At 37.4% G+C, this 24,358-nt stretch carries 21 protein-coding genes; 17 read left to right on the top strand and 4 right to left on the bottom strand.

Annotation, left to right across the window (positions count from 1 at the left end):
* The first annotated feature begins 97 nt into the window (after nucleotides 1–97).
* The 3 genes from lgt to folA all read left to right on the top strand — a co-directional run bounded on the left by lgt (nucleotide 98) and on the right by folA (nucleotide 2,351).
* A complete protein-coding gene (gene lgt / locus ACYQ0E_RS09375) occupies nucleotides 98–922 on the top strand; it encodes a prolipoprotein diacylglyceryl transferase (protein ID WP_460187965.1) in 825 nt (274 codons plus the stop codon).
* Nucleotides 923–1,032: 110 nt separating this feature from the next.
* The gene (locus ACYQ0E_RS09370; RefSeq protein WP_460187964.1) at nucleotides 1,033–1,866 is read left to right on the top strand and encodes a thymidylate synthase; all 834 of its coding nucleotides are present in this window, start codon (nucleotides 1,033–1,035) and stop codon (nucleotides 1,864–1,866) included.
* Nucleotides 1,863–2,351 carry a type 3 dihydrofolate reductase gene (folA, locus tag ACYQ0E_RS09365; RefSeq protein WP_460187963.1) on the top strand — a complete coding sequence of 163 codons (489 nt, stop codon included), beginning with the start codon at nucleotides 1,863–1,865 and terminating at the stop codon, nucleotides 2,349–2,351. The genes ACYQ0E_RS09370 and folA overlap by 4 nt, the downstream gene beginning before the upstream one ends.
* Nucleotides 2,352–2,412: 61 nt before the next feature.
* On the opposite strand, the gene ACYQ0E_RS09360 is transcribed toward folA, so the two are convergent.
* The gene (locus tag ACYQ0E_RS09360) at nucleotides 2,413–3,210 is read right to left on the bottom strand and encodes an iron chelate uptake ABC transporter family permease subunit (protein WP_460187962.1); all 798 of its coding nucleotides are present in this window, start codon (nucleotides 3,208–3,210) and stop codon (nucleotides 2,413–2,415) included.
* On the bottom strand, nucleotides 3,207–4,058 hold the full coding sequence (locus tag ACYQ0E_RS09355) for an ATP-binding cassette domain-containing protein (protein ID WP_460187961.1): 852 nt from the start codon (nucleotides 4,056–4,058) through the stop codon (nucleotides 3,207–3,209). The genes ACYQ0E_RS09360 and ACYQ0E_RS09355 overlap by 4 nt, the downstream gene beginning before the upstream one ends.
* A 149-nt stretch (nucleotides 4,059–4,207) precedes the next feature.
* On the opposite strand from ACYQ0E_RS09355, the gene ACYQ0E_RS09350 reads away from it, so the two are divergent.
* The 11 genes from ACYQ0E_RS09350 to lpxC all read left to right on the top strand — a co-directional run bounded on the left by ACYQ0E_RS09350 (nucleotide 4,208) and on the right by lpxC (nucleotide 17,218).
* Complete coding sequence (locus tag ACYQ0E_RS09350; RefSeq protein ID WP_460187960.1) at nucleotides 4,208–5,248, top strand: zinc ABC transporter substrate-binding protein; 1,041 nt, start codon at nucleotides 4,208–4,210, stop codon at nucleotides 5,246–5,248.
* 49 nt (nucleotides 5,249–5,297) lie between these two features.
* On the top strand, nucleotides 5,298–6,134 hold the full coding sequence (locus ACYQ0E_RS09345) for a GTPase (protein WP_460187959.1): 837 nt from the start codon (nucleotides 5,298–5,300) through the stop codon (nucleotides 6,132–6,134).
* A 132-nt stretch (nucleotides 6,135–6,266) separates the two neighbouring features.
* Entirely contained in the window at nucleotides 6,267–7,778 is a 1,512-nt protein-coding gene (gene sufB, locus ACYQ0E_RS09340; protein WP_460188711.1) for a Fe-S cluster assembly protein SufB, read from the top strand.
* 64 nt (nucleotides 7,779–7,842) lie between these two features.
* Nucleotides 7,843–8,601 (top strand): Fe-S cluster assembly ATPase SufC, encoded by a 759-nt coding sequence (gene sufC, locus ACYQ0E_RS09335; protein ID WP_460188710.1) that lies wholly within the window; start codon nucleotides 7,843–7,845, stop codon nucleotides 8,599–8,601.
* 19 nt (nucleotides 8,602–8,620) lie between these two features.
* On the top strand, nucleotides 8,621–9,946 hold the full coding sequence (gene sufD / locus ACYQ0E_RS09330) for a Fe-S cluster assembly protein SufD (protein WP_460187958.1): 1,326 nt from the start codon (nucleotides 8,621–8,623) through the stop codon (nucleotides 9,944–9,946).
* A gap of 84 nt (nucleotides 9,947–10,030) precedes the next feature.
* A complete protein-coding gene (locus ACYQ0E_RS09325; protein ID WP_460187957.1) occupies nucleotides 10,031–11,260 on the top strand; it encodes an aminotransferase class V-fold PLP-dependent enzyme in 1,230 nt (409 codons plus the stop codon).
* A 471-nt stretch (nucleotides 11,261–11,731) separates the two neighbouring features.
* Nucleotides 11,732–13,120, top strand: coding sequence for a UDP-N-acetylmuramate--L-alanine ligase (gene murC, locus ACYQ0E_RS09320; protein ID WP_460187956.1), 1,389 nt, complete (start codon nucleotides 11,732–11,734; stop codon nucleotides 13,118–13,120).
* Nucleotides 13,120–14,025, top strand: a complete 906-nt coding sequence (locus tag ACYQ0E_RS09315) for a D-alanine--D-alanine ligase (RefSeq protein ID WP_460187955.1) — start codon at nucleotides 13,120–13,122, stop codon at nucleotides 14,023–14,025. Before murC ends, ACYQ0E_RS09315 begins: the two co-directional genes overlap by 1 nt.
* Nucleotides 14,026–14,130: 105 nt before the next feature.
* Nucleotides 14,131–14,808 carry a cell division protein FtsQ/DivIB gene (locus ACYQ0E_RS09310; RefSeq protein WP_460187954.1) on the top strand — a complete coding sequence of 226 codons (678 nt, stop codon included), beginning with the start codon at nucleotides 14,131–14,133 and terminating at the stop codon, nucleotides 14,806–14,808.
* Between the two features lie 61 nt (nucleotides 14,809–14,869).
* Nucleotides 14,870–16,117, top strand: coding sequence for a cell division protein FtsA (gene ftsA / locus ACYQ0E_RS09305; RefSeq protein WP_460187953.1), 1,248 nt, complete (start codon nucleotides 14,870–14,872; stop codon nucleotides 16,115–16,117).
* Nucleotides 16,118–16,294: 177 nt separating this feature from the next.
* Nucleotides 16,295–17,218 (top strand): UDP-3-O-acyl-N-acetylglucosamine deacetylase, encoded by a 924-nt coding sequence (gene lpxC, locus ACYQ0E_RS09300; RefSeq protein WP_460187952.1) that lies wholly within the window; start codon nucleotides 16,295–16,297, stop codon nucleotides 17,216–17,218.
* A gap of 48 nt (nucleotides 17,219–17,266) precedes the next feature.
* Here the strand turns inward: lpxC and ACYQ0E_RS09295 are convergent, their stop codons facing one another.
* Nucleotides 17,267–17,704: a DciA family protein gene (locus tag ACYQ0E_RS09295; RefSeq protein ID WP_460187951.1), complete on the bottom strand. Its 438-nt coding sequence runs from the start codon at nucleotides 17,702–17,704 to the stop codon at nucleotides 17,267–17,269.
* A 201-nt stretch (nucleotides 17,705–17,905) separates the two neighbouring features.
* Between ACYQ0E_RS09295 and secA the strand changes: the two genes are divergently transcribed.
* Together secA and argJ are read left to right on the top strand one after the other, a co-directional pair.
* Entirely contained in the window at nucleotides 17,906–20,623 is a 2,718-nt protein-coding gene (gene secA, locus ACYQ0E_RS09290; RefSeq protein WP_460187950.1) for a preprotein translocase subunit SecA, read from the top strand.
* Nucleotides 20,624–20,731: 108 nt separating this feature from the next.
* On the top strand, nucleotides 20,732–21,943 hold the full coding sequence (gene argJ, locus ACYQ0E_RS09285; protein WP_460187949.1) for a bifunctional glutamate N-acetyltransferase/amino-acid acetyltransferase ArgJ: 1,212 nt from the start codon (nucleotides 20,732–20,734) through the stop codon (nucleotides 21,941–21,943).
* Nucleotides 21,944–22,106: 163 nt separating this feature from the next.
* Here argJ and hisC read toward each other — a convergent pair whose 3' ends face one another.
* The gene (gene hisC, locus ACYQ0E_RS09280) at nucleotides 22,107–23,165 is read right to left on the bottom strand and encodes a histidinol-phosphate transaminase (RefSeq protein WP_460187948.1); all 1,059 of its coding nucleotides are present in this window, start codon (nucleotides 23,163–23,165) and stop codon (nucleotides 22,107–22,109) included.
* Nucleotides 23,166–23,411: 246 nt separating this feature from the next.
* On the opposite strand from hisC, the gene ACYQ0E_RS09275 reads away from it, so the two are divergent.
* On the top strand, nucleotides 23,412–24,353 hold the full coding sequence (locus ACYQ0E_RS09275; protein ID WP_460187947.1) for a Nudix family hydrolase: 942 nt from the start codon (nucleotides 23,412–23,414) through the stop codon (nucleotides 24,351–24,353).
* Nucleotides 24,354–24,358 lie beyond the last annotated feature (5 nt).

The raw sequence follows: 24,358 nt of genomic DNA, 5'->3' as shown, positions 1-24,358 counted from the left end.
GTTTATTAACCATTTTCTGACGTATTTAGAGTTAGAAACTATATAATGCAACCAAGTTATTTCTTTTGCCCAATTAACGTGAGTTTACATTTATCTTATGTGGTCTTATCCAAATATTAATCCCGTCGCCCTTGATTTAGGTTTTTTACAGGTACATTGGTATGGTTTGATGTATTTATTAGCCTTTGCTTTAGGCTGGTTTTACGGCACTTATCGAGCTAAAACAATTAAACCTTGGAACAGTGAAATGGTAGGAGACCTACTGTTTTATGTTGCTATGGGTGTGGTATTAGGCGGTCGAATTGGTTATATTTTATTCTATGATTTAAGTCACTATTTGGTTGCTCCGCTTGACGTATTTAAAGTATGGCAAGGTGGTATGTCTTTTCATGGTGGTTTATTGGGCGTGACGATCGCCATGATTTTATTTGCTAGAAAAACACATCAAAGCTTATTTCAAGTGGCCGATTTTGTGGCTCCTTTAATACCCATTGGTTTATTTACAGGGCGTATTGGTAACTTTATTAATGGTGAGTTATGGGGTAAAACAACCGATTCACCTTTAGGTATGTGGGTCTATGACCCCGTGTTACAACAAACTGTACAGAAGTACCCAACTCAACTTTTAGAGGCTTTGTTAGAAGGTATTGTATTATTTACTTTATTAGCGTGGTATGCCAGAAAACCACGAAGCTCTGGTTCTGTTGCGGGTCTGTTTTTAGTCGGTTACGGTCTATTTAGATTTACGGTTGAGTTTTGGCGAGTGCCTGATGTTCAGTTGGGCTATTTACTTTGGGGTTGGGTCACTATGGGGCAGGTTTTATCGCTTCCTATGATTTTAGTCGGGCTAGGGTTAATGGCTTATAAAAGTAAAAATAACACCAAAGCAGAATCAAATAAAGACGTAAAAACAGCGGTTTAATGTAATGAATTTAATGTTTTTACCAGGCCTGGTAAAATGCATTTATTCATATTAATCCCCCTTAAACTATTTTAGCCTTATTAAGTCATTAACAAACAAAGCGTATCATTATGAAACAGTATTTAGAATTATTAACCCATATATTAGAAAACGGAACCGACAAAGGCGATAGAACAGGTACGGGTACACGTTCGGTATTTGGTTACCAAATGCGTTTTGATTTGCAAAAAGGGTTTCCGTTAGTGACCACTAAAAAACTGCATATACGTTCTATTGTGCATGAGTTATTGTGGTTTTTAACGGGCGATACCAATATTCAATACCTAAAAGATAATGGCGTAAGTATTTGGGATGCTTGGGCAACTGAATCGGGAGATTTAGGGCCTTTATATGGTAAACAGTGGGTCGCTTGGCAAAAACCAAATGGCGAAACTATTAATCAGATTGCTGAGGTGGTAGAAACCTTAAAAAATAACCCGAATAGTCGCCGTATGATTGTGACGGCATGGAATCCGGCAGACTTACCAGATGAATCAATTAGCCCACAACAAAATGTAGAAAATGGGCAAATGGCTTTAGCAACTTGCCATGCGTTTTTTCAATTTTATGTCGCTAATGGCAAGCTTTCTTGCCAATTATATCAACGCAGTGCAGACACGTTTTTAGGCGTACCTTTCAATATTGCAAGTTACGCTTTATTAGTACACATGATTGCTCAGCAAACAGGGTATGACGTTGGTGATTTTGTATGGACTGGCGGTGATGTGCATTTGTACAATAACACCATGGATCAAGCTAAAGAGCAAATAACGCGTACTCCTTATGCATTACCTAAATTGGTTATTAAACGTAAACCAGACACTATTTTTGATTATAAATTTGATGATTTTGAAATTGTCGATTATGAATCGCACCCACATATAAAGGCTTCGGTATCAGTATGAAGATTGCCATGATTGCCGCTATGGCAAATAACCGAGTAATTGGTTTAGACAATGATATGCCTTGGCATTTACCTGATGATTTAAAGTTTTTTAAATCGGTAACAACCGGTAAACCTGTGATTATGGGCAGAAAAACATTTGAATCCATTGGTTCAAGACCGTTACCTAATCGCCCTAATTTTGTGATTAGTCGCCAAGCCGGTTTTAATGCACCAGGGGCAAGCGTTTTTAGTTCTGTTGATGATGCTTTGGCAGAATTATCGAATGCTGAAGAGGTGATTATTATGGGGGGTGGTCAGCTTTACAAAGAGATGTTAGTTAAGGCGGATACCTTATATCTTACACAAATTGAGGCTAATATTGACGGTGATACGTTTTTTCCAGACTGGACTCAAATGCAATGGAAAGAAGTGGCCAGAGAGCATCACGATGCAGATGAACGTCACCAATATGCTTTTGATTTTGTGACTTTGCAAAGAGTTTAAAATGTAAATGCATAGAGTAGTAAAAAAGGGCTTTATTAAGCCCTTTTTTTATATCTATAAATTATTGATTAGGTTGCGGTTTGAGCAGTAATAATACAAATATAATTGTGGCTGTGGTAACAATGCTTGGGCCTGTTGGTAAGTCAACTTGGTAGGAGAGTACCAGGCCTGACAAAATGGATAAACAACCAATTAAAATACTATAACCCAGCATTTGTTCAGGTGAACTAGATAAGCGTCTGGCCGCAGCAGCAGGAATAATCAGTAATGACGTTACCAATAAAACACCGACTATTTTCATTGATAAAGCAATCATAAAGGCTAAGAGTAAAATAAACAGTAATTGTACACGTTTAACATTTACACCTTCAACCTGAGCCAGTTCTGGATTGAGGGTAACGTTTAATAATGATTGCCAGTGTTGCGCATAAAATAGCAGTATTAAAATACTGGTTAATAAAATTAGGCTTAAGTCGACGGCGTTAATACTTAAAATATCACCAAATAAATAGGACATTAAATCAACTTGAATATTGTCTTGTAAGCTAATTAAAATTAATCCAAAAGCCAAACTACTGTGCGCCAATATCCCCAGTAAGGTGTCTGAAGAGAGTTGATTAAAATGGTTTAGCCAAAAAATCATTGCCGCCACAATCATAGACACAATAATGACACTTAGAGTTAAGTCTATTTGTAAAAAAAGGCCAATGCTAATTCCTAAGAGTGCTGAATGCGCTAGTGTTGCGCCAAAATACGATTGTCTTTGCCATACCATAAACACCCCTAAAGGCGCAGAAATAATGGCTAAACCCATTCCACCAATTAAGGCGTAAAGCATAAAGTCAGGCAGCCAATTCATGAGTTAGCTCCCTTGTTTTTTATATTTTTAGTTGAATCTTCTGGGGCGTGATTGTGTGTATGACCGTGCGTTTGACTACAGGAACCGTCATGATGGTGCTCATAAATTGCTAAGCTGTCAGATAAATCACCAAATAAAGCTTTAAATTCAGTTGATTTACTGACGCTCAGTGGGTGGCCAGTACAGCACATATGCTGGTTTAAGCACAGCACTTCATCAGTATGTTTCATAACAATATGTAAATCATGGCTTACCATTAATATGCCACATCCATACTCGTGGCGAATTTTATTAATGTAGTCATATATTTCAGTTTGTCCTTGTAAGTCAACACCTTGAACGGGCTCATCTAAAACTAATAAGTCAGGTTTTCTTATTAAGGCTCTGGCTAATAAAATGCGTTGCATTTCACCGCCCGACACTTTTTGAATCGGTTTTTTTAATAAGTCGGTAATATCAAGATCCGAGGTGGTTTTATCCATCAATGTGGTAAAATGTTCAGCGCTAGATTGACGGCTAAATAGTTTTTTAAAAAGATTGCTGTTTGGTAAGCCAAGTTGTAAAAAGCGTTCAACAGTCATCGGTAAGGTAGGGTCAATTTGAATTTTTTGTGGCATAAAACCTATATGCAAATTCTGTTGACGAGTTATCGTGCCTTGAGTGGGGGTAATTAAACCAAGTAAAATCTTAAGCAGAGTTGATTTACCCGCACCATTAGGCCCAATTAGGGTCACAATCTGCTTTGGAAATATTTGTAATGAAATCTGTTGCAGTACTTGGGTAGAATTGAACTGATGATAGACATTAGTTGCCTGAATCAGTGGTTGCGAGGATTGTGATGATTGCACGATAGCAAAAGCCTTTGATTAACAAATATATATTACAAAATAAAAGTAAGTGGTTAATATTAACTAAGTATTAGCCGTTTAGTAAATAGTTTAAAGTATTTAAGCTAATAGAATTAGGTTAGCTTAATTAAGCAAGGAATAGAAATATAGTGAATATTTTATCGAGTTTACAGCGTAAAGTCAGAAAAGAATCGTTTTTACATCATACTATTTTGGCTAGCGGTATGTTTTTTGCAATGGGGTTTTCTTCGGTAGCCAATGCAATTAATATTACAGTATCAATACCTCCTATTGCCGGAATGATTGCACCTCTATTGTCTGATGATGATCATATTGATGTTATTTTAAAGCCTGGAGCCAGTCCACATGGCTTTCAGCTTAAGCCATCAAACATAAAGACCATACAGCAAAGTGATTTGGTTTTATGGGCAGGGTCTCCAGTGGATCATTGGATGGAAAAACCACTAGAAAACAGTAAAGCTCCTGTTATTTCTATTTTATCGTTGCCTGATGTGCAGCAATTACCTATTCGTCAAGGCGGTTTGTGGGAACGAAAAAATCATAAACATGGCGATGAAAATGAAGAGCATGAAGATCACGAAGAGCATGATCATGACGAGCATGCCAATATGAATCAAATGGATGGACATATTTGGATGTCTTTTAATAACGCCCAGAATTTGATTAAAGCCGTTTCAAGTCAACTTCAAAAACTGAAACCACAACAAGCTAAAGAGATTCAACAAAAAACAGATGCGTGGCTGTTAGAACTTGTTTCGGTTGATCTGCAAATACAGAGTCAGTTATCGCCAGTAAAAGAAGTGCCTTTTATGGTATTGCATGATGCTTTTCAGTATTTTACAAACCGATACAATTTAAACGGTGTAGGCTCAATTCAGTTAAACCCAACCATTTCTCCGAGTTTAAAACGTGTGGCTTTATTGCGTAATAAAATTAAGCAGGGTGGCGTACGTTGTGTTTTTAAAGAGCCGCAGTTTCCTGAAAAACGTGTATTAGCTGTAACAAAAGGTTTGGAGGTTAAAGTCGGTAGTCTTGATCCTATAGGCTTGGTTTCAAAGGCGTATCAACAAAAACACAATTTGGATTTTATGCCATATGACGAGTTTTTAACTCAGTTGTCTAATCAGTTTTATAACTGTTTATCTCAGCCAAAGTCTATTTCTAAGTAAGTCGTTGGTTTTTAGATAAAGCAAAGAGTCCATTCTTAAATTGATGAAGATGCAATCACAAAATATAGTGCTAGTTGGTTTACCAGGCGCGGGTAAAAGCCAATTAGCAAATGCGTTGCAAAATCAATTTGCTTGTAGTGTGTTGGATAAAACGGCTATAAAACGTGATAACCAACAGATTGAATTTACCAGGCCTGGTATATATGAATGGCATGATTTAAATCATTTGCCTATATTGAATAATCAATATTTGGTGTATTGCGTGATTGATATACGTTCAGTATTGCTCAATCACGCGCATCAATGGCCACAACAGATTTTGCAACGATTGCTTAATTTAGCTGATGGTGTTGTGTTTAGTTTTACTGAAAACAGCTCATTAAATGACCAGGCCTGGTGGAATCAATGGCTCACTCAGAACTCTCCATTAAAACGACTTCCTGTTGTTAGGCTTCTAAACCAAAATTTACCTAATGAATTTAAAGGTTTTGAAAAACAAAATAATCCAATTATTGAAGAATCTACAGGTTCAAATCAGCCGACTAAAAACACCCAATGGCCACCACTTGCGGAGATACAATGTTTTGAATTTTATGTTGAACGAGTGATGCTTGAGCATTTGTTAATGGTGCTCGATAATGCCAGACAAAATCTACAAGCCAATATTACTCGGGTAACAGGAGTGATAAATACCTTTGAGTATCAAAATTTAGTGCAGATCGAAGGCACGCCATATCGTTGGGACACCTTTGCTGCGGACAACACTTTTAATGATGATCAAAAAAGTCATTTAGGGCGAGACTTTAAGGTTGGAAAAATTACCGTGTGCGGTACAGAAATTAATCAAAATTGGTTAGCTGAATTAATACAAGCCTGTAAAGTTTAAAACCCTTTCCATTCACCAAAATATATTACCTAAATACCTTGCAGTTAGTGATGTAAAATTTGGGCTAGGCATGGACTTTTGGTAAATAACCCACTAAAATACTCTGATATTAAAACTAGGCGATTTAGAATGATGGCTAATGCAGAAAAAATAACCGAATTACAGCCTCAAAATAGAGCAGATGAAAGTGATTATGAAGAGATAAATGCTCTTCTATCTAAAAATCAGCACTATAAAGAGGGTTTTGTAACTACGACCAATGTAAATACCTTTGCTAAGGGATTAAACGAAGATGTCGTGCGCGCAATTTCCGCCAAAAAGAATGAACCAGAGTGGATGCTAGATTTTCGCTTAAAAGCATTTTCCTATTGGGAAACTTTAGAAGAACCGCATTGGGCAAAACTTGAATATACCCCTCTGGATTATCAAGAGTACAGTTATTATTCTGCACCAGAATGCGGTTCATGTGCGGGTACCTGTGCTACAGAAGAAGAAAATAATGAAATTGATCCAGAAGTAGCAAAAGCCTTTGCAGAATTAGGCGTACCAATTACAGGTGATAATTCTAATGTAGCGGTGGATGCCATCTTTGATTCTATTTCGGTTTCAACGACCAAAAGAGAAGATTTAGCTGAATTAGGCATTATTTTTTGTTCTTTCTCAGAAGCGGTGCAGGATTATCCAGAGTTAGTACAAAAATATATTGGTAGTGTGGTTCCATATCATGACAACTATTTTGCCGCTTTAAACTCGGCGGTTGCTTCTGATGGAACGTTTGTTTACATTCCAGAAGGCGTACGTTGCCCGATTGATTTATCGACCTACTTCCGTATTAACGAAGCCAAAACAGGGCAGTTTGAACGAACTATTTTAGTGGCCGAAAAAGGCAGTTATGTTAGTTACTTAGAGGGTTGTTCTGCCCCTGTGCGCGATACCTATCAATTACATGCTGCAGTGGTAGAAGTTATTGTCCATGAAGAGGCAGAGGTTAAATATTCAACCGTACAAAACTGGTACCCTGGTGATGATGATTGCCAAGGGGGAATCTTAAATTTTGTAACTAAACGTGGTATTTGTGAAGGTAAAAATTCAAAACTATCATGGACACAAGCTGAAACAGGATCGGCGATTACCTGGAAATACCCAAGTTGTATTTTAAAAGGGGATAACTCTATCGGTGAATTTTACTCTGTGGCCTTAACCAATCGCAGACAGCAAGCCGATACGGGTACCAAAATGATTCATATTGGTAAAAACACACGTAGTACCATTATTTCTAAAGGGTTATCAGCAGGTAAAAGTAACAATACCTACCGTGGTTTAGTTAAAATTTTACCTACGGCAGAAGGGGCAAGAAACTTTACCCAATGCGATTCTATGTTAATTGGTGATAAGTGTGGTGCTCATACTTTTCCGTATATTGAAGTAGAAAACCCAACCGCTCAAATTGAGCACGAAGCAACAACATCACGTATTGGTGAAGATCAGTTGTTTTACTGTAAACAGCGTGGAATCAGTGAGCAAGATGCAATCTCTATGATTGTGAATGGTTTCTGTAAAGAGGTATTTAGTGAGTTACCACTTGAGTTTGCGCAAGAAGCGGAAGAGTTGTTAGCAATTAGTTTAGAAGGGTCTGTTGGTTAAGTTGCAAACGCAAAACCCAATATTGACTAAACATAAAAGAATTAATAAAAAAAGTATTGATGCCATGTTATTAAAAGTAGAAAACCTACAAGCAGAAATTGATGAAAAACAAATCCTTAAAGGATTAAATCTTGAAGTTAAACCTGGTGAAGTTCACGCCATAATGGGGCCAAACGGTGCGGGTAAAAGTACTTTAGCAAATGTATTGTCTGGTAGAGATGATTACGAAGTCACTGGCGGTAGCGCTGAGTTTGATGGTGAAGATTTACTTGAACTTGATCCAGCAGACCGTGCTCGTAAAGGAATCTTTTTGGCGTTTCAATACCCAGTAGAAATTCCAGGCGTTAGTAATAAACTATTTATGCAAACCGCTTTAAATGCCATTCGTGAAGAACGTGGTTTACCCGCTCTTGATATGTTTGACTTTGACGAATTTGCTAAGGCAAAAATTGAACTGTTAGACATGCGTGCTGATTTACTAGAGCGTTCGGTTAATGTTGGTTTTTCGGGTGGTGAGAAGAAGCGTAATGACATTTTTCAAATGGCGCTTTTAGAACCAAAGCTTTGTATTTTAGATGAAACCGATTCGGGATTAGATATTGATGCCTTACGAGTGGTTGCTAATGGGGTAAATGCTTTACGTTCTAAAGACAGAAGTTTTATTGTTGTAACGCATTACCAGCGTTTGCTTGATTATATTAAGCCAGATCACGTTCATGTTTTATATGACGGAAAAATTGTAAAATCAGGCGGCTTTGAATTAGTTCATGAGCTTGAAGAGAATGGTTATGATGACATCATTCAGCAAAATCAATCTAACTAAGACAATAGCGGATATCTAAATGCAAAGAAAAATCTCTCCCGTAGCCAAAAAAGCGGTTGAGCATTATATCGCTCAGTCTGAGTTGCTAAATGCCAATTGCCAAAGTGCGGCTTTTAAAAAAGTTCGTAAACAAGCCCAAGAGCACATTGCGTTGCAAGGTTTTCCAACACAACGTGATGAAAACTGGCAATACACTCGTTTAACGAACTTTGTGCAAAATCAATTTCAAATGCAAGATGCCAATACGGTAAGTCGTGAGCAAATCAGCGCATTAAGACCAAGTTTTGCCGTTTCTATGGTGGTATTTGTGGATGGTTGGTTTAGCGAGTCTTTATCGGATGATTTAACGTCTTTACCTAATGGTGTGATTTTTGAATCGTTTAGAGATGTCGAGCAACTTTCTGGTGACTCTTCTGTCATTTTTGAAAATCAATCCGCTATTTTTGATGAACCTTTTGGTGTGTTAAACAGCTTGTTATTAGCAGATGGTTTTTATTTGCAGTTAGCCGCAAATGCCTATTTAGAAACGCCATTTTTTGTATTAAATGTTCAGACTCGTGCTAATCAAATGAGCAATGTACGCAACCGTATTGAGCTGGCTGAAAATGCAGAGCTTACCATTATTGAACGTTTTGTTAGTTTAAGTGAAGACACTGAACAAACGGCTTGTACTAATGTGGTAACAGAAATTCATTTAGATAAGCAGGCACGTTGTAAACAAGTCTTAATGCAAGAGCAAAATGACCAGGCCTTCTATTTTAATAATCAGTTTATTTACCAAGCGGATAATAGTAATTTTAATACTTTCTACGCTGGTTTAGGTTCGCAATTATCTCGCCATCAAAACCATATTTATATGAATGGCGAACATATTGAAAACAACCAAAATAGTGCGTGTTTGGCTAAAGATAATCAAGTAGTTGATTCTCGTAGTGACACTCAACATAATGATGTTTGGGGGTTAAGTCAGCAGCTGCATAAATATGTTTTGGCTGATCATGCGATTGGTGTCTTTAACGGTATGATTAAGGTAGATCAAAAAGCTCAAAAAACCGATGGTCAGATGGATAATAAAAATTTATTGTTGTCTGATACCGCAAAAATGGATACCAAACCGCAATTAGAAATTTATGCTGATGATGTTAAATGTTCGCATGGTGCGGCTTCTGGGCAAATTGATAAAAATCAAATTTTCTATTTGCAGGCGCGCGGTATTCACCGTGCCGATGCCATTAAAATGATAACGCATGCCTTTTTATTAGAACCCGCAGAAGGCATTAGTAACCTTAATATTCGTCATTGGGTAACCGAGCGTTTATCAGCTAGTCTACTAAAGGTTCAATAGTCGTTTCCAATAAAGCGTCTGTAAATTCATTAGATTCATTCACTTGGTTCACTCTTAAAGGAGTGAATAATTAACGGAATAAGTATGTCAACAAATACCGTGGACTTTGCAAAAGTAAGAGCTCAATTTCCAATACTCAATGTCGTTGAAAATGGTCACTCTTTGGTTTATTTAGACAGTGGTGCTACATCACAAAAACCTTTAAGGGTGATTGAAGCTTTAGATAAATATTACCGTGAAGAAAATGCCAATGTACACCGTGGGGTGTATGGCTTAAGTGAGCGTGCCACCGAAAAATATGAAGCCGCACGTGAAACGGTTAGAAAATTTTTAAACGCCAAAAGCACCAAAGAAATCGTATTTGTTAGAGGTACAACCGAGGCCATTAACCTAGTGGCGCAAAGTTGGGTGCTAGAAAACCTTAAAGAGGGTGATGAAGTCATTGTGACAGAGATGGAGCATCATTCAAACATTGTGCCTTGGCAGTTATTAAGAGATCGTATTGGTATACGTTTGATTGTTTTGCGCATGAACCAAAAAGGTGAAGTGTGCATGAATGCCTTAAAAAGTTTAGTGTCTGACAAAACTAAGCTTGTTTCAGTAACGCACATGTCTAATGCGTTAGGCACAATAAATCCGGTTAAAGAAATGGCAGAAATCGCCCATTCGGTTGGCGCAAAAATTATGGTGGACGGCGCTCAAGCGACACCGCATATGGCGGTAGATGTACAAGATTTAGATTGTGATTTTTATGCTTTATCGGGTCACAAAATGTATGGCCCAACGGGTATTGGTGTTTTGTATGCCAAAGAAGCATTATTAGAAGCGATGCCTCCTTACCAAGGTGGTGGGGATATGATTTATTCTGTTACTTTTGATAAGACTGAATACAATATATTGCCTTATAAATTTGAAGCCGGTACACCGCATATTTCTGGAGCAATTGGTCTTGCAGCCGCCATAGACTTTTTAAATGAAGTTGGTTTAGATAACCTTGCACAGCATGAAGCCGAGTTATTAGCCTACGCCACAGAAAAACTCTCTGAAATTGAAGGCTTGCGTATTATTGGGCAAGCTGAGCATAAGGGCGGCGTCGTTTCTTTTATTATAGATGGTGTTCATCCGCATGATATGGCGACGCTAATGGATCAAGATGGTATTGCAGTAAGAGCAAGCCATCACTGTGCGATGCCTGTAATGCAACATTACAATGTACCCGCCACCATTCGAGCTTCTTTTGGCGCTTACAATAATTTTGATGATATTGATCGTTTGGTTGAATCTATTATTGATGCCAAAGAAATGCTGTTGTAATTGGTCTTTAAATCCGTTTGTACGCGGTATTTTAATGCACTGATTTCTTATTGGTTTACAAATTACCAGGCCTGGTAATTTGTAAACCTCTTAATATTCTTTAACTCAACGAGTTTATTCCCTTTTAAGGCGTGTTAGTTTGGTATTAATGCCTTTTGTTTTTAAACTTATAATTACATTCTGTTATGTAATATTACTTTACATAATATTACTCTACATAATATCGCTTACATAGTTCCCTTCACATCATCACAAAATCTTAACTAAATTTACTTTATTTCGTTTTAATAGCCCTTGAATTCGAATACTAATTGATTAGAGGATTCAATAGCTTGGTTGTTTACTGTTTTTAAAGGGTGAAGAAAGTATTAAAAAACCACTCTTTTTGCGCTAGAAATTAGCCTTACTTTACGTAAATCATTGTATGATATTGCACATATCCAAAATTTAAACGATGAAGTTAACAAAGCAATGAAAGAACAAGTAAGGCAGATACATTTTGTAGGTATTGGTGGAGTAGGTATGGCAGGCATAGCCGAGGTTTGTTTAAACCTGGGCTATATCGTGTCTGGCTCTGATTTAAAGCACAATCCAACGGTTGCTAGATTGGAATCTTTAGGTGCTTTGATTCAATTAGGGCATGAAGCTAACCATGTTAAAAACACCGATGTGGTGGTTGTATCTACAGCAATTAGGGCAGGTAATGCGGAAGTTGATTGGGCTAAATCAGCTAGAATCCCCGTTATTCCCCGTGCAGAAATGTTAGCTGAGTTAATGCGTATGCGTTTTGGTATTGCTATTGCAGGTACACATGGTAAAACGACAACAACCAGTTTAGCTGCCTCAGTATTAACTCAAGGCGGTATTGATCCAACTTTTGTTATTGGCGGCAAGTTAAACCAAATTGATTCCAATGCACGTTTGGGTTCTAGTCAATATTTATTGGCAGAGGCCGATGAGTCTGACGCTTCTTTTTTACATCTTTCACCTATGATGTCCGTGGTCACCAATATTGATGAAGACCACATGGAAACCTACCAAGGTGATTATCAAAATTTAGAAAATACTTTTATTGAATTTATTCATCGTTTACCGTTTTACGGTATCGCTATTATGTGTATTGATGATGAGAATATACAAAAGATTCTGCCTAAACTGTCACGTAAAATCATGACATATGGTTTTTCTGAAAATGCGGATATTAGAGCCATTAATGTGAGTGCGCATGGTTTACAAATGCAGTTTCAAGTACTGGTTGGACGTGAATTAAGTTTTGACGTGACCCTAAATGCGCCAGGAAAACATAACGTATTAAATGCCCTTGCTGCAATTGGTATTGCCTTAGAACTTGACGTTACGGTTGAAGCTATTCAGCAAGCCTTAACTTTATTTGAAGGCGTTGGCAGACGTTTTGAAGTGTATCCAAACCGAATTATTGGTGAGCATACGGTCACGTTAGTAGATGATTATGGGCATCACCCAACTGAATTAGAAGCTACGATTTCTACGGCTAAAGAAGCGTTTACAGAAAAAAGATTGGTGTTGGTCTTTCAGCCACATCGTTATACCCGAACCCGCGATCTGTTTGATGATTTTGTACAGGCATTAATGGGACCAGATTTAGTTATTTTATTAGAAGTCTATGCCGCAGGTGAAACACCTTTACCTATGTTCGATTCAAAAGCGTTGTTACAAGCTTTAAGGCTTAGAGGTGGGCATGGTTTTTATGCCGATAGTCTAGAGCAGTTAGATGAAATTGCTAAAGACGTTCTGCAAAATGATGATGTGTTACTGGTTATGGGTGCAGGTGATGTAGGGCAAGTTTCTAAAAATTGGCAAAGTATAGAGGGGCACGCGTAATGAATTTTGGAAAAGTTGCTGTTCTAATGGGGGGGAATGCCGCTGAACGAGAAGTGTCCTTACGTAGCGGTACTGCAGTAACTCAAGCTTTTATTGATCAAGGTATTCAAGCCGTTTCTGAAGATGTCACCAATCTTCAGGACTTACAACGTATCGCTAAAGAATATGACCGAGCTTTTATCGCTTTGCATGGCCGTTGGGGTGAAGATGGCGTAGTACAAGCTATTTTAGATGATTTAGAATTGCCTTACACAGGAAGTGGTATGGCGTCATCTGCCGTTGCAATGGATAAATTAAGAACTAAATGGATGTGGTTGGGTGCAGGTTTGCCTACACCTGGATTTATTTGGGTTTCTGATATTATGCCGTTAGACATCGAAGAATTTGATTTACCTTTTCCTGTTATTGTAAAACCAAGCCATGAAGGGTCTAGTATTGGAATGCGTAAAGTCTATGACAAAGCCAATTTGTTAGAAGCCGTTAACTACGCACGTGAATTTGACTCGGAAGTCTTGATTGAACAATGGATTACAGGACGTGAATATACAGGTGCCGTGTTAAATAATGAGGCTTTACCTCTTATTGAACTCAAAACAACACACGATTTTTACGATTTTGATGCCAAATATAAAGCGAATGATACACAATATATTTGCCCTTGTGGTTTAGATTCGGAAACAGAAAAAGATATTCAAGAACTGATATTACAAGCCTTTCATGTGCTAGGTTCTAAAGGTTGGGGGCGAGTAGATTTAATGTTAGATGACGATGACCAACCTTGGTTGATTGAATTAAACTCTGTTCCAGGAATGACTGACCATAGCTTGGTTCCAATGGCCGCTAAAGTAGCCGGTATAAGTTTTGAACAACTGGTGCTTGAGATTTTAAAAACCACCTTAAAATAATAACCTGATTAAGACATTAAAAAGGGTTCTTTTTACTATGTCTAATGATTATCTAATGTTGCCTAAATGTTGAGTATATAAATTTTGTTTAATGTAAAACGCAGTATGCAAATAGCAACACTTATTTTGGCTTTGATTTTACTAGGCCTGGTAGGTTGGTTGTCTACTCAAAAAAACTCACCTTTTTATCAACCTATAGAAAGCTATGAGTTGCTTACACCAATACAACAAGTGACTCAAACAGAAATAGATAAAACGATTAAGCCATATTTAGGCAGTTCTTTTTGGGATATTCCACTCAATAAAATTCAGGCCGATTTAACGCATTTAGATTGGATTAAATCATCCCAAGTAAAGCGTGAATGGCCGAATTTGCTGTATATTTCAATTAAAGAACAAACGCCTGTTGCACGTTGGGGAGATTCAGGCCTAGTAAATCGTTCTGGTGAAGTATTTTTCCCCCAATCTATTGATGGCTTTAAAAACCTCGTTAAATTAAATGGCTCTTTAGATGAATCAGAGAAGGTGTTACGCTATTTTATTAGCTTACAAAATCAGTTTAAAGAATTGGATTTAACCATTAAGTCATTAGAGTTATCACCAGATAAAGTCTGGCACATCTCATTCTTAAATGGTCCATCGGTCGTTTTAGATTCATTGAATTATGAACATAAGTTACAGCGATTTATTAAAGCCTATCCAAAGCTAGATTTGGATATGAGAAAATCAGCAAGAATTTATGATTTACGCTATAGTAATGGTTTTATTATTGCCAAAAAATAGATCATTAATTTCTTGGAAAATTTAAAGTTTGATAGTGTGAAAATAAAAGGTAAAGCATAGCATGGCGCGAAAACAACACTCCTCAAATACCGTAGTAGGTTTAGATATTGGTACTTCTAAAATTGCTGCCATAATCGGTAAAATTAAAGCTGATGGTGAAATAGAAGTCATTGGAATGGGGACTCACCCATCAAGAGGATTAAAAAAAGGTGTTGTGGTTAATATCGATTCTACTGTTGAATCGATTCAGCGCGCAATTGATGAAGCTGAACGTATGTCAGGCTACGAAGTTGAATCGGTGTATGTTGGTATTGCTGGAAGCCACATTAAAAGCTTTAACTCTAACGGTATGGTTGCTATCCGCAATCAAGATGTTCAACATGATGATATTGAACGTGTTATGGATGCGGCTCAAACAATAGCTATACCTGGCGATCAACGCGTTTTACACATACTTTCACAAGAATACATTATTGATAATCAAGGTGGAATTCGTGAGCCAATTGGCATGTCAGGCGTTCGTTTAGAAGCCAAAGTTCATATGGTTACGGGTTCAGTTAGTGCGGCACAAAATATTACTAAATGCGTAGAACGTTGTAATTTAGGTGTGGCAGACATTATTCTTGAACAATTAGCTTCTAGTGAAGCGGTACTTTCTGAAGATGAAAAAGAGCTAGGTGTTTGCTTAGTTGATATTGGAGGAGGTACCACTGATATTGCTGTATTTCATAATGGTGCTATTCGCCACACGGCGGTTATTTCTGTGGCAGGTGATCAAGTCACAAATGATATTGCTGTGGCGTTACGTACACCAACGCAAGCAGCCGAAGAAATTAAACGTAAATACGCATGTGCCTTACCTCAGTTGATTGATAAAGATGAAGAAATTGAAGTGGCTAGTGTGGGAGATCGTCCAGCTCGTTGCTTATCACGTCGTACCTTAGTTGAAGTTATTGAACCGCGCTATGAAGAATTGTTTCAATTAATTCAGGCGGAACTTCGCAGTGCAGGATTTGAAGAAGCATTGGCAGCAGGTATTGTTTTAACAGGTGGTAGCTCTTTAGTTGAAGGTGCTGTTGAATTAGCTGAAGAAGTTTTTCATATGCCTGTAAGACTCGGTTATCCACAAGGTGTTCATGGACTTAAAGATGAAGTTAATAGTCCCTCTTATGCCACAACCGTTGGTTTATTAATGCATGCAAGAGATCATTTAGGCGCAGGTGTTTCAGAGGTGGCTGAGAAATCAAGTTTTGCAGATGCCGGTACAATATATGAGCGCATGAAAACCTGGTTTAGTAAAAGTTTTTAAGGTTAATTTACGCTAAGAATAAGTAGATTTAGGTCTAATTTGTAGTGTGTTTTGTATGGTAAAATGCGGGCATTCATTACAGATATCAGTTGGCTATAAATATTAGTGAATGTACATATGTGCAATCTTTGTTCACTAAGCCAAAATATAAAATAAAATTTAAAGAATGAGTTTCCATTGAATCAAAGAACATTAGCCAACAAAATTAAAGCCAAAGGTATTGGTCTACACACCGGTCATGAATCAGTTATGACCTTACGTCCAGCGCCTGTTAATACAGGTATTGTTTTTAGACGTATTGATTGTTCACCTGTTATAGAGTTTAGAGTGTCACCTGAAATAGTTGGAGAGACCACTTTATGTACAACTATTGTGCGCTCAATAGAGGGTAAAAAACTCAAAATAGCCACTATCGAACACCTTATGTCAGCACTTGCGGGAGTGGGTGTAGATAATGTGTATATTGATATTTCTTCTGATGAAGTGCCGATCATGGATGGTAGTTCTTCTCACTTTATCTTTTTACTACAATCTGCTGGTATTGAAATTCAGGATGTACCTAAGAAATTTGTAAGAATTTTAAAACCTATTCGTGTAGAAAATAATAAGGGTGGTTCTGCTGAATTTAAACCTTATGAAGGTTATCGATTAAACTTTTCGATTGATTTTGAGCACCCAGCTTTTCAACAAACAGCTGAAAAAATGACTTTAGAATTTTCTTCTACGGCTTATTTTAAAGAAGTCAGTCGCGCTAGAACGTTTGGTTTTATGAAAGACATGGAAATGTTAAGAGCGCAAAACTTAGGGTTAGGGGCTAGTTTAAAAAATGCCATAGGTTTAGATGAACAAGGCGTGATGAATACAGAAGGTTTAAGAGACAAAGATGAATTTGTTCGTCATAAAATCTTAGATGCCGTAGGTGATTTATATATGCTCGGTCATCCAATTGTCGGTCAATTTACTGCTCATAAATCGGGACATGCTTTAAATAATCAATTATTACGATCATTATTATCTCAGCCAGATTCATATGAAATAATTGAATATGTCGATGGTGTAAAACCGCCTGTGCAATACGGTAGCAGTAAAGTCGTAGCTTAAAAATACAGGTAATTGAGTTTACCAGTAACAATATAAATAAAAACGTCCTTATTTAAGGGCGTTTTTTTTTGCTCGTAAACTCAGAGATTTTAAAGCGTCACTTAATCCTTTAGATTTAACGTGCTGGCTTATCTCAAGCATTTGTTCAGCATCCATTTCACTGGGAGGAGTAACGACTCTTTTGGTTTTAATAGGTTCAGGTGATTGTGGTAAAACCTGAACTTTAACTTTGTTAAGTTCTAAGTGTGGAAAATGTTCTTGATAAATACCTAAAAGGTTAGGTTCATAAAAGCGCAACTGAGTGGCCCAAATACTCTCATCTAATTGTAATAACAACGTATTTTTTTCAAAACTCACCCCTACTAAATGGGGTTGTAAATCCATTGGTAGGCTATCTTGACCGACTTCAAGTAATGCTTGAAATAGCTGAGCATCAGCAAGTAAATTTTTTAGCGCGCCCTGTGCCTGATTTAAGAGTGGTTTCATACTGTTACTGTTTGGTTTTATGTTAGAATATTTGCTCATTTTACCGCATTAAGATTAACTTAAATCCCAATAATTGATGGTTACTCTAAAATGGTATTTTTTTAGAGAGGGTACAAAAGCTCTCTTACACAACAAGATTTACTTAATTTGCAGTCGGTAACATTACACTGTTAGCACTTTTTAACTGGAATGAACATTTAAATGGCCTTAAATATCTTTACAAAACTCTTTGGTAGTCGTAACGAGCGTATGCTTAAACAGTACCGCAAAGTGACTCAATCAATTAATGCTTTAGAAGCGTATTATGAAGCGTTGTCTGACGCTGAACTGCAGCAAAAAACCGAAGAATTTAAACAGCAGCTTGCAGATGGTAAAACTCTAGATGATATTTTACCGCAAGCATTTTCTGTCGTTCGTGAAGCAGGTAAGCGTGTATTTGGTATGCGTCATTACGATGTTCAGATGATTGGTGGTATGGCACTACATGAAGGGCGTATTGCTGAAATGCGAACTGGTGAAGGTAAAACCTTAGTTGCAACCTTACCTGTATATTTAAATGCCTTAACGGGAGAAGGTGTTCACGTTATTACGGTCAATGATTATCTTGCTCAGCGTGATGCCGAACAAATGGGCCAATTATTCTCATTTTTAGGGTTAAGTACCGGAGTTATATTAAGTGGTCAATCTCAGCAAGAGAAGCAAGAAGCTTACGCTAAAGACATAACCTACGGAACCAACAATGAATTCGGTTTTGATTACTTACGCGACAATATGGCAATTTTTTCTGCCGAGAAAGTGATGCGTGGTCAACACTATGCGGTTATAGATGAAGTTGACTCAATTTTAATTGATGAAGCTCGTACACCTTTAATTATTTCAGGGCCATCTGAAGATAAATCAGAGCTGTATAGAACCATTAACCCATTAGTGACTAAGCTTGAGCAAGGTGAAGAAGATTTAGAAAGTAAAACATCGTCAGGTGATTTTACAATTGATGAAAAAGCCAAACAAATTTATCTAACAGATGACGGTCACGCAAAAGTTGAAGCGATGATGGCTGAACAAGGCCTGTTGGAAGAAGGCGACAGTTTATATGATGCCGCACACATTGGTTTAATGATTCATGTAAATGCCGCATTACGAGCAAATTTATTATTTGAAAGAAATCGTGATTATATTGTTGAAAATGACGAAGTGGTTATTATCGATGAGTTTACTGGACGTAAAATGGAAGGCCGTCGTTGGAGTGAAGGGTTACACCAAGCAGTAGAAGCAAAAGAAGGCGTTAAAATCCAACAAGAAAGTCAGACTTTTGCTTCAATTACATTCCAAAATTACTTCCGTCAGTATAAAAAATTATCTGGTATGACAGGTACGGCTGATACTGAAGCGGGTGAGTTTCTTTCAACTTATAACTTAGAAGTTGTAGTTATTCCGCCAAATAAAGTACCAACACGAAATGATTTACCCGATTTAGTCTTCTTAGATATGGAAGGCAAGTTTGCTGCAATTGTTAAAGATATTGCTGAAACACACAAAAATTCACAACCTGTACTCGTTGGTACGGCCTCGATTGAAATGTCTGAATTGTTATCAGGCTTTTTAACACAAGCCAATATTCCACATAACGTATTAAACGCCAAACAACATGAAAGAGAAGCTTCAATTATTGCCAATGCTGGTCAGCCTGGTGCAGTAACGATTGCAACCAATATGGCTGGTCGTGGTACTGATATCGTATTGGGTGGTAATCTTGAACTTGAAATTGCTGAATTAAAAAAACCAACTCAAGAAGCCATTCAAAAAGTTAAAGAAGCTTGGCAAATACGTCATGATCAAGTTTTAAATGCTGGTGGTTTAAAAGTAATTGGTTCTGAACGTCATGAATCTCGTCGTATTGATAACCAGCTTCGTGGACGTTCTGGTCGACAAGGGGATGTGGGTACAACTCGTTTTTATCTTTCATTAGATGATGACTTAATGCGTCGATTTGCTTCAGAAAAAGTAAAATCAATGATGAAACGTTTAGGTATGAAGTCAGATGAAGCCATTGAACATAAAATGGTTTCAAAATCGATTGAACGTGCTCAAAAACAAGTTGAACGTATGCATCAAGATGAGCGTGCAAATTTACTTAAATTTGATGATATTTCTAACCAACAACGTAAAGTGGTTTATCAACAACGTAATGAATTAATGGAAGCCGAAGATGTTTCTGAAGTCATTGATAATTTGCGTGAACAAGTTGTTGAACAAATTATGGGTATGTATATTCCGTCAGGTTCTCTAGAAGAACAATGGGATATCCCTGGTGTTGAAAAAGCCTTAGCAGAAGAGCTGGGGGCACATTTTTCAATTCAAACCTGGTTAGATGAAGATAAAAATCTATATGAAGAAAAATTAATTGAACGTGTTCTTGCCGAAGTTGCAGAAATGTATGAATCAAAAATGACGGTGGTTGATCCAGCCACACGTCATCATTTTGAAAAAGAAGTTCTGTTAAGAACGATTGACAGTAAATGGCGCGAACATTTATCTGAAATGGACTATTTACGTCGTGGTATTCATTTACGTGGTTATGCTCAAAAAGACCCATTCCAAGAATATCGCCGTGAATCATCAGAAATGTTTCACACCTTCTTACAAGAAGTGACTTTTGAAACCGTTAAGGTTCTTTCTCTAGTTCAAATAGAGGGTTCACAAGACGTTGCTGACTTTGATGAACAGGCGGAGAAAGAACGTCCACATGAGTTAGATGCCGTGCATCCTGATGCTGATCACGTATCTGACCATAATTCGGATGTAGAAAATGAAGCAGATACGACCTTTAAAAGGGAAGCGCCAAAAGTTGGGCGTAATGATCCTTGTCCATGTGGATCGGGTAAAAAATATAAACAATGTTGTGGAAAAATAAGTTAATTGGCAGTATGCTAAATTAATTTTATAATCTCTCAAACGTTATAAAACCCACCTTATGGTGGGTTTTGTTTTTCCCTATTATAGAAAGGGAATTTTTAAGGAATAGTTATGAATATTGATACTCTAGAACTGCATCCAATAGCAGGTGTTTATTTAGGTTCTTGTGAAGCAAAAATCAAAAAAAATGGTAAAACAGATTTAGTTATTTTAGAGCTGGCAGAAGGCGCTCTTACTGCCGCCACTTTTACGTTAAATGCATTTTGTGCTGCCCCCGTTACTTTGGCTAAAAAACACTTAAAAGTGGCGCAGCCACGTGCTTTATTAATTAATAGTGGTAATGCTAATGCAGGTACAGGTAAACAGGGCATGCAAGATGCACAGCAAACATGCGAGTGGGTTGCGCAAGAGCTGGGCTGTTCTGTTGAAGAAGTTTTGCCTTTTTCAACTGGGGTGATTGGTGAGAATCTTCCGCTTGCTAAATTTGAAACGGGTATTCCTTTAGCGTTATCAAATTTATCTATATCAGGTTGGCAAAATGCTTGTAAAGGGATTATGACAACGGATTTAGTCCCTAAAGCAGTCAGTAAAGTGGTTGATATAGATGGCCATTCAGTGACGATTACGGGTATCTCTAAAGGTTCGGGTATGATTCATCCTAATATGGCGACAATGCTTGGATTTGTGGCTACTGACGCTAAAATTAATCAGGCCTGTTTACAGCAATGTTTATCAGATGCAGTAAACTTATCTTTTAACCGTATTACGGTTGATGGCGATACCTCTACCAATGATGCTTGTACCTTAACAGCCACACAACAAGCGGATATGCCTGAGATTAATTCTACTGAGTCAAATGCCTACAAAGCCTTTGCGATTGAAATTAATAGCGTTATGACGGAATTAGCGCAGATGATTGTTCGTGATGGTGAAGGCGCTACTAAATTTGTTAGTGTGATTGTTGAAGGTGGTGTAAACCAAGAGGAGTGTTTAAAAGTGGCTCACGCGGTCGCTTTGTCGCCATTGGTTAAAACAGCATTGTTTGCTTCAGATCCTAACTGGGGTCGTATTTTAGCGGCGGTGGGTAGAGCGGGTGTTGATTCACTTGATGTTGATGCGCTTAAAATTTATTTGGGTAAAGAGTGCATTGTTGAGAATGGTGGTAGAGCCGCAAGTTATACCGAAGCTGCAGGCCAAGCGGTAATGAATCAAACGGATATTGATATTTTGATTCAATTAAACCGTGGTGATGCTAAAGAAACGGTTTGGACCACGGATTTTTCATATGATTATGTAAAAATTAACGCTGAGTATCGTTCATAATTTTGATAGATATTCGTATTTAAACTATTTGTTTTTATACTCGGTATCAATCAAAAGCCCTGAATTAGATTATCTAATTCAGGGCTTTTTTATGGACAAATTTATTGCCAGAGTATTATCCGTTTAATGCCTGTTTACACAGTCAGTGTTGTTAAATCGAATATTAGCCAACAATTTCACTTAACGCGTTACACAACGCTTGGTTTTCTTGGTTATTACCAATCGTAATACGAAGGTGTTGATCGATACGAGGTTTGTTAAAGTAACGAACAATAATAGATTTATCGCGTAACTTAGTGGCAATCTCTTCTGCGGCAAAGGTTTTATGACGAGCAAAGATAAAATTGGCTTTTGATGGAATAACATCAAATCCAATTTTTTCAAGGTGAGAAACTAACTCCTCGCGAGTTTTTATAATAGCTTTACAGGTTTGTTGAAAAGCATCTTCATCATCAAAAGAAGCTGCAGCACCATATATTGCCATGCGGTCTAAAGGATATGAGTTAAAACTGTTTTTAACGCGTTCTAATCCTTCAATAAGGTCAGCATGACCAATGGCAAAGCCTACTCGTAAACCTGCTAAAGAGCGTGATTTAGATAAGGTTTGTGTAACCAATAAGTTTGGATATTGATTAACAAGTGTAATTGCACTGTTTCCACCAAAATCAATATAAGCTTCATCAATAACCACCACTTGGTTTGCATGGCTTTTAAGTAAAGATTCAATTTGATTGAGTTCTAACAAACGACCTGTTGGCGCATTTGGATTAGGGAAAATAATGGCGCCACACTCTTGTTGGTAATCATCTATATTGATTGTAAAGTCATTGGTTAAAGGTACTTCTTTAAAATCAATATTATAAAGGCCACAATAAACTGGGTAAAAACTGTAAGTAATGTCTGGAAACAATAAAGGTTTATCGTGTTTTAGCAAAGCCTGAAAAGCGTGCGCTAACACTTCATCAGAGCCATTACCGACAAAAACTTGGTTAGCTTGTAAGCCATGGTAATCTGCTATACGCTGTTTAAGGACGTCGGCATTTGGGTCTGGATAAAGTTTTAATTTATCATCGGCCACGTCTTTAATCACCTTTAATACATGCTCAGAAGGTGGGTATGGGTTTTCATTGGTATTGAGTTTTATTAAGTTACTTACTTTTGGTTGTTCACCAGGAACGTAAGGCGTTAGGGTGTGAACTAAAGAACTCCAAAATTGACTCATGCGCTAGACTCTTAAAATGTTAAATAGGGTTTTTCTGCTTATTTATTGTTGATTCGTTGTTCTGCTTTAAACAGAGTTATATATTACATTGAATAAGCATTAAATGATTTTGACTATTTTACATTAATTTACCAGGCCTGGTCATTTAGGCTTTGCAGTTATAGCAAAGCAACTATCGTCTTATGTTTAATTAAGGGATAATATCCACTATAAAATAATAATCAATTTACAGTTAAAGGCTAAAATTTGAAACCATTTATTGATATAGCGATTGGTATTCTTAAAGATCAAAATAAAATTTGTTTAAGTTTAAGACAACAACATCAATCACACGCTCATCATTGGGAGTTTCCTGGTGGCAAAAAAGAAGCGGATGAAACCATCGAACAAGCACTTATTAGAGAGTTTAAAGAAGAGCTTGCAGTAGAGACTAAAGGCTGGCAGAAGTTAATAGAAATACCTTGGCATTATGAAAAAGTATCGGTGCGTTTACACGTTTATCAAACCGCGAAGTTTATAGGTGAACCTATTGGCAATGAAGGTCAAAAGATACAGTGGTTTACTTTGAATGAACTTGCAGAATTGACTTTTCCAGCGGCGAATAAAGGCATTATTACGGCACTGCAATTAGCGGATCAATATATGATTTCAGGCGCATTTGGCAATGCAGGTGAGGCAATAACCAAATTTACCCAGGCCTTAGAAAATGGTTTACGTTTTTGCCAACTAAGAGCTAAAAATATAACGGATGATGCGTTTGCAGAGGTGGCTATTCCTGCGATAAAACTCTGTCATTCTTACAATGCTAAATTGTTGCTAAACGGCAAGATTGATTTATTACAAATGTTTCCACAGGCTGATGGTCTTCAGCTCGCTTCTAGTGAAATCTATAAGTTTAAAAAACGCCCAATACCGTTAGAAAAATGGCTAGGAGTTTCGGTTCATACGGATGAAGATATTACCCAGGCTTTAAAATTAAATGCGGACTTTCTTTTATTGTCTCCGGTCAAAGAAACAAAATCTCATCCTGGTGTGCCTGGATTGGGTTGGGAAGTTTTTGCCCAAAAAGTAAAGAATATTCCCGTTCCTGTATTTGCATTAGGAGGTATGAAATCAGATGATTTGGCTGAAGCAAAAAAGCAAGGTGGTCATGGAATAGCGGCTATTTCTGGATTTTGGCCGAGTTGACTCGA

This window comes from Thiomicrorhabdus hydrogeniphila, from assembly GCF_054656895.1.
This window is presented reverse-complemented; position numbering and strand designations above follow the sequence as displayed.

Coding starts and splice junctions, on each gene's coding strand:
- sufD (WP_460187958.1), top strand. CDS start 8,621: ATGCAAAGAAAAATCTCTCCCGTAGCCAAAAAAGCGGTTGAGCATTAT.
- murC (WP_460187956.1), top strand. CDS start 11,732: ATGAAAGAACAAGTAAGGCAGATACATTTTGTAGGTATTGGTGGAGTA.
- secA (WP_460187950.1), top strand. CDS start 17,906: ATGGCCTTAAATATCTTTACAAAACTCTTTGGTAGTCGTAACGAGCGT.
- hisC (WP_460187948.1), bottom strand. CDS start 23,165: ATGAGTCAATTTTGGAGTTCTTTAGTTCACACCCTAACGCCTTACGTT.
- ACYQ0E_RS09345 (WP_460187959.1), top strand. CDS start 5,298: ATGCAATCACAAAATATAGTGCTAGTTGGTTTACCAGGCGCGGGTAAA.
- argJ (WP_460187949.1), top strand. CDS start 20,732: ATGAATATTGATACTCTAGAACTGCATCCAATAGCAGGTGTTTATTTA.
- ACYQ0E_RS09325 (WP_460187957.1), top strand. CDS start 10,031: ATGTCAACAAATACCGTGGACTTTGCAAAAGTAAGAGCTCAATTTCCA.
- ftsA (WP_460187953.1), top strand. CDS start 14,870: ATGGCGCGAAAACAACACTCCTCAAATACCGTAGTAGGTTTAGATATT.
- folA (WP_460187963.1), top strand. CDS start 1,863: ATGAAGATTGCCATGATTGCCGCTATGGCAAATAACCGAGTAATTGGT.
- ACYQ0E_RS09295 (WP_460187951.1), bottom strand. CDS start 17,704: ATGAAACCACTCTTAAATCAGGCACAGGGCGCGCTAAAAAATTTACTT.
- ACYQ0E_RS09315 (WP_460187955.1), top strand. CDS start 13,120: ATGAATTTTGGAAAAGTTGCTGTTCTAATGGGGGGGAATGCCGCTGAA.
- sufC (WP_460188710.1), top strand. CDS start 7,843: ATGTTATTAAAAGTAGAAAACCTACAAGCAGAAATTGATGAAAAACAA.
- ACYQ0E_RS09360 (WP_460187962.1), bottom strand. CDS start 3,210: ATGAATTGGCTGCCTGACTTTATGCTTTACGCCTTAATTGGTGGAATG.
- sufB (WP_460188711.1), top strand. CDS start 6,267: ATGGCTAATGCAGAAAAAATAACCGAATTACAGCCTCAAAATAGAGCA.
- ACYQ0E_RS09310 (WP_460187954.1), top strand. CDS start 14,131: ATGCAAATAGCAACACTTATTTTGGCTTTGATTTTACTAGGCCTGGTA.
- lgt (WP_460187965.1), top strand. CDS start 98: ATGTGGTCTTATCCAAATATTAATCCCGTCGCCCTTGATTTAGGTTTT.
- ACYQ0E_RS09370 (WP_460187964.1), top strand. CDS start 1,033: ATGAAACAGTATTTAGAATTATTAACCCATATATTAGAAAACGGAACC.